Origin of the sequence: Bradyrhizobium sp. (genome assembly GCF_019242285.1) — a bacterium.
GTDB lineage: Bacteria > Pseudomonadota > Alphaproteobacteria > Rhizobiales > Xanthobacteraceae > Bradyrhizobium.
On sequence record NZ_JAFAVV010000938.1, the window covers coordinates 1 to 9,454 of the forward strand.

At 64.5% G+C, this 9,454-nt stretch carries 9 protein-coding genes; 5 read left to right on the plus strand and 4 right to left on the minus strand.

Going from position 1 to position 9,454, the window contains the following annotated elements; all coding sequences use genetic code 11:
• Together JOY90_RS38365 and JOY90_RS38370 are read left to right on the plus strand one after the other, a co-directional pair.
• Positions 1-852 (plus strand): serine hydrolase (locus JOY90_RS38365; protein WP_291696282.1); only part of this gene is annotated, 852 nt, incomplete at its 5' end.
• Between the two features lie 111 nt (positions 853-963).
• Complete coding sequence (locus JOY90_RS38370; RefSeq protein ID WP_291696283.1) at positions 964-2,469, plus strand: sensor histidine kinase; 1,506 nt, start codon at positions 964-966, stop codon at positions 2,467-2,469.
• 105 nt (positions 2,470-2,574) lie between these two features.
• On the opposite strand, the gene JOY90_RS38375 is transcribed toward JOY90_RS38370, so the two are convergent.
• A complete protein-coding gene (locus tag JOY90_RS38375) occupies positions 2,575-3,309 on the minus strand; it encodes a cytochrome c biogenesis CcdA family protein (protein WP_291696284.1) in 735 nt (244 codons plus the stop codon).
• A gap of 297 nt (positions 3,310-3,606) precedes the next feature.
• A complete protein-coding gene (locus tag JOY90_RS38380; protein ID WP_291696285.1) occupies positions 3,607-3,885 on the minus strand; it encodes a hypothetical protein in 279 nt (92 codons plus the stop codon).
• Positions 3,886-4,563: 678 nt separating this feature from the next.
• Here JOY90_RS38380 and JOY90_RS38385 point away from each other — a divergent pair.
• Positions 4,564-4,959 carry a helix-turn-helix transcriptional regulator gene (locus JOY90_RS38385; protein ID WP_291696290.1) on the plus strand — a complete coding sequence of 132 codons (396 nt, stop codon included), beginning with the start codon at positions 4,564-4,566 and terminating at the stop codon, positions 4,957-4,959.
• A gap of 35 nt (positions 4,960-4,994) precedes the next feature.
• Here the strand turns inward: JOY90_RS38385 and JOY90_RS38390 are convergent, their stop codons facing one another.
• Positions 4,995-6,635 (minus strand): FAD-dependent oxidoreductase, encoded by a 1,641-nt coding sequence (locus JOY90_RS38390; protein WP_291696286.1) that lies wholly within the window; start codon positions 6,633-6,635, stop codon positions 4,995-4,997.
• Complete coding sequence (locus JOY90_RS38395; protein ID WP_291696287.1) at positions 6,632-7,612, minus strand: tripartite tricarboxylate transporter substrate binding protein; 981 nt, start codon at positions 7,610-7,612, stop codon at positions 6,632-6,634. The genes JOY90_RS38390 and JOY90_RS38395 overlap by 4 nt, the downstream gene beginning before the upstream one ends.
• A gap of 224 nt (positions 7,613-7,836) precedes the next feature.
• Between JOY90_RS38395 and JOY90_RS38400 the strand changes: the two genes are divergently transcribed.
• Complete coding sequence (locus JOY90_RS38400; protein ID WP_291696288.1) at positions 7,837-8,568, plus strand: glutathione S-transferase family protein; 732 nt, start codon at positions 7,837-7,839, stop codon at positions 8,566-8,568.
• 32 nt (positions 8,569-8,600) lie between these two features.
• On the plus strand, positions 8,601-9,454 hold an 854-nt coding region (locus JOY90_RS38405; protein WP_291696289.1), incomplete at its 3' end, for an enoyl-CoA hydratase.

The window sequence follows — 9,454 nt, forward strand, 5'->3', positions numbered from 1 at the left end:
GGGCTCACCTACGGTTTCCAGCAGCGCTCCAATGTCGACGCCGCCTACCGTGAAAAGAAGATCGGCGACGTCGAGAAGGCCGGAACGCTGGAAGGAATGATCGCCGATCTCGCCGATATCCCGCTCGAATTCTCGCCCGGAGAGGCCTGGAACTACTCGGTTTCCACCGACGTGATCGGTTATCTCATCGGCAAGATTTCGGGCCAGCCCTTCGAGCAGTTTCTGAAGCAGCGCATCTTCGATCCGCTCGGCATGGCCGATACCGGCTTCCATGTGCCTCAGGCCAAGGCGCATCGGCTGGCGGCCTGCTACTCGGCCGATCTGAAGATTGGCATGACCGCCGATGCCGCCGCACGAAAGGGCGTGCTGACCTTGCAGGACGATCCGGCGACGAGCTCCTTCCTGTCGCCGCCCTCGTTCATCTCCGGCGGCGGCGGCCTGTGCTCCACCGCCAGCGACTATCTCACCTTCTGCCGCGCGCTGCTCCATGGCGGCGAGATCGGCGGCGTTCGCCTGCTCGGACCAAAGACGCTGGCGCTGATGACGGCCAACCACCTGCCCGGCGGCGTCGACCTGCCGGCGATGTCGCGGTCGCTGTTTTCGGAAGCGAGCTACAACGGCGTCGGGTTCGGTCTCGGCTTCTCCGTCACCATGGATCCGGCCCAGACGCTGATCCCGGGCAGCCGCGGCGAATATGCCTGGGGCGGCGCGGCCACGACGTCGTTCTGGATCGACCCGGCCGAAGAGCTGATCGCGATTTTCATGACCCAGGTGTTGCCGTCGAGTGCCTATCCGATCCGACGCGAATTGCGCACGCTGGTCTGTTCCGCGATCACCGACAGCAATCTCTGATTTGCCGCGGCAGCGCATCGGAACCGAACCAATTCGGATCCAAAAGGCTTGGCGCGGGCGGAACGCTTCTCCTATGTTGGGCGGCTGGTGGGCGTCGATCCGGAAACCTCCTTGCCAAAGACCTCCCTCCCCGTTCGGCTCGCTCTTCTCGTGGCGGGAACTACGCTGCCGTTGATCGTCTTCGCGGTCGGAACCATCCTGCGCAACTACGAGCAGGACCGGCAGGAGGCGGCCCAGCACGTGCTCGAGACGGTGCGCAGCATCCGACTCGTGCTCGATGCCGAGGTGCAGCGGATGACCGACGGCCTGCAGGTGCTGACGCTCACCGAATCGCTGCGCAGCGGCGATTTCGAAGGCTTCCGCAGCATCGCATCGGGCTTCCTCAACCAGTACAGCAGGGACGGGGTGATCCTGGTCGCCGACCGCAAGGGCCGTCAGTTGTTCTCCTCGGTGAGCGCCGATACCGCGAGCCTGCCGCCGCGCAACAACCGCGACATCGTCGAGCGCCTCTTCGTCAGCAAGCGGCCGCAATACTCCAACCTGTTTCTGGGCTCGGTGAAGAAGCAGCTGATCGTCACCGTCGAGGTGCCGGTCGTTCGCGACGGCGAGGTGGTCTACGAGATCTCGTTCAGTCCGCCGCTGGCGCTGTTCCAGACCATCCTCGACAAGCAGCGCCCCGGCGCGGAATGGACGCTGTCGCTCCTCGACGGCAGCGGGACGGTGTTCGCGCGAATTCCCAACCCGCAGGATACCGTCGGCAAGCCGGCCTCGCCCACGGTGCTCTCGGACATGTTGCACAAATCCGAAGCGGTGATGCCGACGGTCTCGCTCGAGGGCATCCCGCTGATGTCGGGATTCGCGCATTCCGCGCTGACGGGATGGATCATCGCCGCCGGCGTCACCGAAAGCTCGCTGGTGGCCCCGCTGTGGCGCGACCTCGCCATTGCCAGCGTCATCGGCGCGGTGCTGCTTCTGATCGGACTTGCCTTCGCGGTCAGGATGGCGACCACTATCGCGCGCGGCGAGATGCTGCACAATCTGCTGGTCGAGGAGCTCAACCATCGGGTCAAGAACACGCTGGCGATCCTGCAGGCGATCGCGGCGCAGACGTTCCGCAGCGCGACGCGGATGGAGCGCGAGAAGTTCGAGGGCCGGCTCGGCGCGCTCGCGGAAGCGCACAATCTGCTCAGCCGGGAAAAGTGGCAGGGCGCGGAGCTCGCCGACGTGATCACGCGGGTCTTGCAGCCCTATCGGCTGAGCAATCCGGAGCGGGTCAGGATGAGCGGCCCCAAGCTGCCGCTGTCGCCGCGGCTCGCGGTGGTGCTGTCCATGATCGTGCACGAGATCGCCACCAACGCGGCGAAGTACGGCGCGCTGTCCAACGATAGCGGCATGGTGTCGCTGGAATGGGAGGTGATGGAAGACAATGCGTCGCGAAAACTTCGCATGATCTGGACCGAGACCGGCGGGCCGCCCGTCACCGCGCCGGTGCAGCGCGGCTTCGGATCGCGGCTGATCGAGCGCAGCGCGCGCGACCAGCTCGGCGGCGAGGCGACCGTCGATTTCCTGCCGCGCGGCGTGGTCTACACCGTGACCTGCGCGCTGGAAGATCAGTAGCTAGAGCGTTTTCGAGCGAAGTGGATACCGGTTAGCGTGAAGAAAACGCGTCAAAACAAAGAAGCTAGAGCTTCCGTTCCGATTCCATCCGAAACGGAAACAGCTCTAGCCGAAGCTCTGCAGCGAGGGAAACGTCTCGAGCAGCCAGATGCTGACGCTCGACACCGCGCCGGTCAGGAAGCCGATGCCGGTGACGACCATCAGGACGCCCATCGCCCGCTCGACGTTGACGAGGTGCCCCTTCATTCGGGCAAACAGCGTCGAGAATTGCTCGATCATGAAGGCTGCGATCAGGAAGGGAATGCCGAGGCCCGCGGAATAGACCGCAAGCAGACCTGCACCCTTCGCCACCGTCGCTTCCGCAGCGGCGATCGACAGGATGGCGGCCAGGATCGGCCCGATGCAGGGCGTCCAGCCGAAGGCGAAGGCCAGCCCCATCACATAGGCGCCCCACAGGCCGACCGGCTTCGGGATCGGCAGCCGGCCCTCGCGCATCAGGAGCCCGATCCGGGTCAGCCCCAGGAAATGCAGGCCCATCGTGATGATGACGATGCCGGCCGCGACCGCGAGCTCTCCGGACCATGCGCGAATGAAGGCGCCGACCAGCGAGGCGCTGGCGCCGAGGATCACGAACACGGTGGAGAAGCCGAGCACGAACAACAACGCCGAGATCATCACCGCCCGCTTCGAGGCGGCGATTGCCTCACCGTGCTCGACATGCTCGATCGTCGCACCGGTGAGATAGATCAGATAGGGCGGCACGAGGGGCAGCACGCAAGGCGAGAGGAAGCTCACCAGGCCGGCGATCAGCGCCGCTGGAATCGAGACGTTTTGAATCATGCAGACATCGCCATCGCCGGGCCTTCGGTTCCTGCCCCGCCTCGACACCGCGCCGCAAGCAGGCCGACCTGATGTAACCGATGCGCCGGAATGCGCAACATCGGCCGGCGGGCCGGCAGGCCGCATCCGGGCTCCGGCTTGCGGCGAGCATCGTCTCGCCGATCACAAATGCGGCATCCGGCATCTCGTGCCGGAGCCTGAATTTCCGAAGTTCGAGCCGAGGATGCCACGATACGATACGCAGTTCGGAATCCGAACACGGCTGGACAGGAGGGCCGCCCCGCCGGAAATCCGGCCCTACTTGACGACCCGCAACAACGGACGGCGACGCTGGCTGACGGCAACCTTGTGCTCGCGATCGATCGACGCATCCAACGTCGCGATCTCGTCGCACAGCGCCCGAAGCTCTGCATCGTCGATGTGGTTGAGCTTCATGCGCAGGTCGAGGACGGCCATCGAAACCAATTGAGCCGTATCCTTTGTGCCGCTCAATACGAGCGCGGCCCGACAATCTTCAAGGACAGCAAGAATTGAAAGTAATTGTTCGTTTGAATTTACCACCGGCGCTCTTTCCATTGCCCTGTGCGCGAGGCGCGGCCTGGTCTATCCGGTCCGCGAAACCCGCCTGCAACAATCCCCAATGCAAACCACTCGTCAGAGTAGCACGGTACGCGCACCAACACCATTTCGAAACGGAAATCACGAAGCGGAGGCACAGCGATGAGCGTCTCACATCACGTTGAAAGACGAACGTCTCTCACTCCGTTCTAATACGGAGTTACAGTTAGCACGCCCGCGAACTCGGGCACGAGATTTATTTGCATCCGAACTGCTAACAGTAATGATGAACGTCGAAAGGTGCAGCGCAACGACGCGTCCTGGTTGTATGGCCCGCATTCTTTTGCCACATCAACCGTGGGAAGAACTTGTGGGCATCTGAAGATAGTTGCCCATCGAGAAGGCAAACATGTCCTATTGTCTCGTATTTGGACTTGGCCAGTTTCGATGACAGCTACCCTACAGGAGAATGAGCACCGGTCGCCTGCAACGGCGTGGACATTCAACAGCGCTGTACACGCTTTGCGGGAAGATGATACCTTCCGGACCGAGTGCTCGTGCGATGGGGACTTTTGCTCCAACGCATCCCGTGGTTTAAGGACAAATTTGATCCACGGAACATAAACCGGTGTATATGGGTGAGCCCCCGACCCAGTGCTTCGGGGGATTTTTCGACCGAAAGGCGGTAGCACGAGAATGAATAAATCAGCTGCTAAGAAAATGAAGCAACGCAGTGCCGGCAAGCCCGACATCGAGCTCGGCAAGCGTATCCGGCTGCGGCGCGTCGAACAAAAGATCTCCCAGGCAGAACTCGGCGAAAAACTCGGCGTGAGCTTCCAGCAAGTTCAGAAGTACGAGAAAGGCGTCAATCGCGTCGGCGCCGCTCGGCTGCAGCAGATCGCCTCCGCCCTCGACGTCCCGGTCACGTTTTTCTATGACGGCGACAACAAATCGCGGGAGGTCGAGAGCCTGCTGTTTCTGGACAGCGCGTTCAGCCTGAGGCTGCTGCGGGCCTACAGCAAGATCAAGGATCAGACGGTTCAGCGACAGCTCGTCTCCTTGATGGAATCGATCGCCGCCAACGAGGAGTAGGCGTCGGACGACAATGCATTCGTGGCTTGCGCGCCTTAGCCGGCCGCGCCACGGACGCGGTCGATCAACTCAACCGGATCGTCCGGTACACCATCGCCCCGCCAGGCCACGTGCTGATCCGGGCGCGACAACACCAGCTTGCCGTCATAGGAAGTGACGGTCTCTGGCGGCTCGACGTCGAGCACCTCGAGCGGTAGTCCCTTTGCGCGTGCCGCAGCCTCGATCGCACCGACATTCACGGCGGCATCGAGCCGCAGCAGGGTGAACTCCGGCCCCATCGCGTCGTAGAGCGAGCGTCCATCGGCGCACCAGAAATGCGGCGTGCGGCAGCCCGGGACCGTCGAAGCCGTGTGAGTATCCATCGTGTAGGCCGGATGCCTGCTCCCATCATAGGCGATGATCGGCGAGGCATCGTAGTAGGTGCCGAAGTTGAGGCCGGCGCAGGCATATTGCCGGACATTGATCTCATAGGTGAGCCGCCCGACCTCGCGGCGCACCGCTTCGCCGGCGGGCCCGTCCTCCTCGATCTCCTGCGGCACGGCACCGCGGCGGCGGATCTCGGCCTCGGCATGCGACATCGCAAAGCGCGAGACTTGGCTCGTGATCGGCCAGCGCTCCGCTTCATAGGCATCGAGGATGCCCGCGGGTGCCCAGCCGTTGAGATGCGCGGCGAGCAGCCATGACAGGTTCATCGCGTCGGCAATGCCGGCGTTCATGCCATAGCCCGCATAGGGCACCCAGATGTGCGCGGCATCGCCGGCGATGAAGGCGCAGCGATCGCGGAACCTGCTCGCGATCAGGCGACGGCCGTACCAGTCCTCGCGCGAGATGATCTCGTAGTCGAAATCCGCGTCGACCCCGAGGATGGTGCGGATCGAGCGATCGCGGTCCACCGCCTCGAAATCCTCTTCGTCCGGGCGCAGGTAATTGTGCACGAGCCAGCGTTCGCTTCCATCGATCGCGTAGACCATGCCCGAGCGGCGTGGATTGATGGCGCCGGTGCCCCAGGCACTCGCGCAGCGCTGCCGGCCGATGAGTCCGGGCGCGCGGATGAAGGTCGACTGCACGCGCTGAATGACGGCATCGCCCTGGAGCTCGGCCCCGATCGCCTTGCGCACGACCGAGCGCGCGCCGTCGCAGCCGATCAGGAAGCGGCACTCCCATTGCCTTTCGGCACCGGTGTCGAGATCCCGCAAGGTCGCGCGCGCCCGGCGGTCCTCGATCCTGATGTCCCCGGCCGCCGTGCGGCTGAGGATGCGGATGCGCGGCTGGGCCGCGGCGTGCTCGAACAGGATCGGCTCGAGGAAGATCTGGTTGATGCGATGCGGCGGCTCCGGGGTCGGCCAGTTGCCGTCCGGACCGTCGGTTACGGTGAAGCGGTCGCGGCGGCAGGGAATCCTGATCCGCGTCAGCTCCTCGCCGGTGAAGCTCGTGCGGTAGCTGATATCGTGCGGATAGTCCGCCGGCAGCCCGGCATTGCGGACCTTCTCGGCCAACCCCAGCCTGCGGAAAATCTCCATGGTGCGCGCGGCGACATGATTGCACTTCGGCTCGGGCGGCGCGGCGCGCGCCCGCGCCTCCACGACCGTCACCTCGATGCCGCGCCAGGCGAGATCGATCGCCAGCGTCAGCCCGACCGGGCCGCCGCCGACGATCAGCACGTCGGAACAGTTCATTCCAGCTCCGCTCCCGAATTCCGCACGATGGCGGCCCAGCGATCCACCTCCGCCTTGATGTAGGCGGCGAAGCTGTCGGGCGTCGAGGGCGGCAACGGCTCGAGCGCTGCCGTCTTGAAGCGCTCCGGCGTGGCGGGATCGGCCAGTAGCTTGCCGATCTGTCCGGCGAGCACATCGACGATCGGACGCGGCGTGCCGACCGGCGCGACCACGCCCTGCCAGGCCACGAGCTCGAAGCCGGGAAGCCCGCTTTCGGCGAGCGTCGGGATATCGGGCGCGACGGCGACACGGTTGGGCGTCGTCACCCCGAGCACCCTGACCTTGCCATCGCGGATCTGCGGTAGCGCCGGCTGCAGGTCCACGACCATGAACGGAATGTGGCCCGCGATCACGTCGAGCATCGCCGGGATGCTGCCGCGATAGGGCACGTGGCGGACGTCGATGCCGGCGGCGGATTTCAGCATCTCGGCTCCGAGATGCTGCGGACTGCCGTTGCCGGCCGAACCGTAGGCGAGCCCCGGCTTGGACTTGGCATAGGCGACGAATTCGGCCAGCGTGGCCGGAAGGGCGGGATTGACGATCAGCGCGAACGGCACGCCGGCCACGAGCGCGATCGGCGCGAAATCCTTCACCGGATCGTAGGCGAGCTTTCGATACAGCGTCTTGTTGATGGCGAGCGTGGTCGAGGTCGCCATCAACAGCGTGTGGCCGTCCGGCTCGGCCCGCGCGACCTGCTCGGCGCCGAGCGAGGTGGCGGCGCCCGGCTTGTTCTCGACGATGACCGTGGCATTCAGGCCGGTCTTGATCTGTTCGGCGACCAGGCGGCCGAGATAGTCGGTGGTGCCGCCCGCCGGATACGGCACGATCATCTTGACGAGATGGTTCGGATAGGCGGTCTCGGCGCGCCCGGCTCGCAGAGGCAGCCACAACAATCCGCCGCCGGCCCCGATGATCGCTTTCCGTCTCGTCAGCCGCATGGCATTCCCCCGCAGGATCATTGATCTTGCGAAGCACCTTAGCGGCTGACGCGATTCAGCAAAGACCTTCCACGGTCCTATTCCCGCATTTTCGCCATGCGGCAAGCGCGGGCGAACCGCCGCCAGCCGCGGATTGCATTGCTGCCATTTGCGCGCCAATCAGCCGTTGACGCTCCAAGCCACGCGGGGAACGATGCGCCGATAAAGGCCAAAGGGAAGAAACCATGATGATCCTGCATCACGGCAACCGCTCGAGCGCCTCGCGCCGCGTGCGGCTGTGCCTGGAGGAAAAGGGCCTCAGCTACGAGAGCCATGTCGTCGACATGACCAGGCTGGAGCATCATTCGCCGGAATATCTGAAGATCAACCCGCTGGGCGTGATCCCGACGCTGATCCATGACGGACGGCCGCTGCACGAGAGCGGCACGATCTGCGAATATCTCGACGAGAGCTTTCCCGATCCGCCGCTGCGCCCCGAGACCCCCTACGAGCGCGCCGAGATGCGCAACTGGATCCGGCATATCGACGGCCTGATCGGCAACCTCATCGTGTTCAACTGGCGCCACCATCTGCAGAAGGTGGCCCAGCAATGGTCCGACGAGGAGCTGGCGGCGAAGATCAAGAACATCCCGAGCAAGGAGCGGCAGGAGGCCTGGCTGCGGGTGGCGCGCAAGCCCTATACCGAGGAGGAGCGCGACGCAGCGCGGGGCAGGCTCGTGCAACTGCTGGACAGGATGGAACAGGCGCTGGCTGCCTCCGGCTGGCTGGTCGGCCAGGCCTATTCGATCGCCGACATCGCGGCCGCCCCCTTCGTCAAGCGGATCGACGAGGAGATCGCGCCGGATCAGGTATCCCAAAAGGCCCATCCCAGGGTCGCCGACTGGTGGGCTAGGATGCAGGCGCGCCCGGCATTTGCCCGGGCCAATTTCGGGCCTTTCGTCACCACCCTTGCCTGACCCCAGGAAAGCTACAGGGAAAGCCACTTGCCATGCTGGACGTCACCAAGAGCAACGCGAAATCCTACGCCGACGGCAAGATTCTGAAGAGCATGGCCGAAGGCGTCGGCATCGTCACCTTCAACAATCCCGAGAAGCGCAACGCGATGTCGCTCGAGATGTGGGAAGGGTTCGGCGAAGCGCTGACCGAGTTGCGCGACGATTCGGACGTGCGGGTCGTGATCCTGACCGGCGCCGGCGACAAGGCATTCGTGTCGGGCGCCGACATCAGCCAGTTCGAGAAGACCCGGCACAACGCCGCGGCCTCCGAGCAATATTCGAAGCGCAGCGAAGCCCAGCGCGCGCTGCTCGCGCAGTTTCCGAAGCCCACCATCGCCTGCATCCGCGGCTTCTGCCTCGGCGGCGGCATGCAGGTCGCGATGTCCTGCGACATGCGCTTCGCCGCGCAGGACAGCCGCTTCGGCATTCCAGCCGCCAAGCTCGGCATCGCCTACGGCTATGACGGGTTGCGCCACCTGGTTTCCCTGGTTGGGCCGTCCTGGGCGCGGCTGATCATGTATACCGGCATGCAGATCGAATCGGCGGAAGCGCTGCGGATCGGACTGGTCGACCGCGTGCTGCCCGATGCCGAACTGTTCGACGCCACCTTGCAGATCGCGCGCACGATCTCCGGCAATGCGCCGCTGGCGATCCAGGCGGCCAAGCTCACGATCGGGGAAATCCTGAAGGACCCGTCCAACCGCGACATGGCCGCGATCAAGGCGATCGGCACCACCTGCATGGATTCGGAGGATTTCCGCGAGGGCCGCCGCGCCTTCATGGAAAAGCGCAAGCCGCAGTTCAAGGGCAATAGCGCGGCCTCATATCCAGTCCGTAGGGTGGGCAA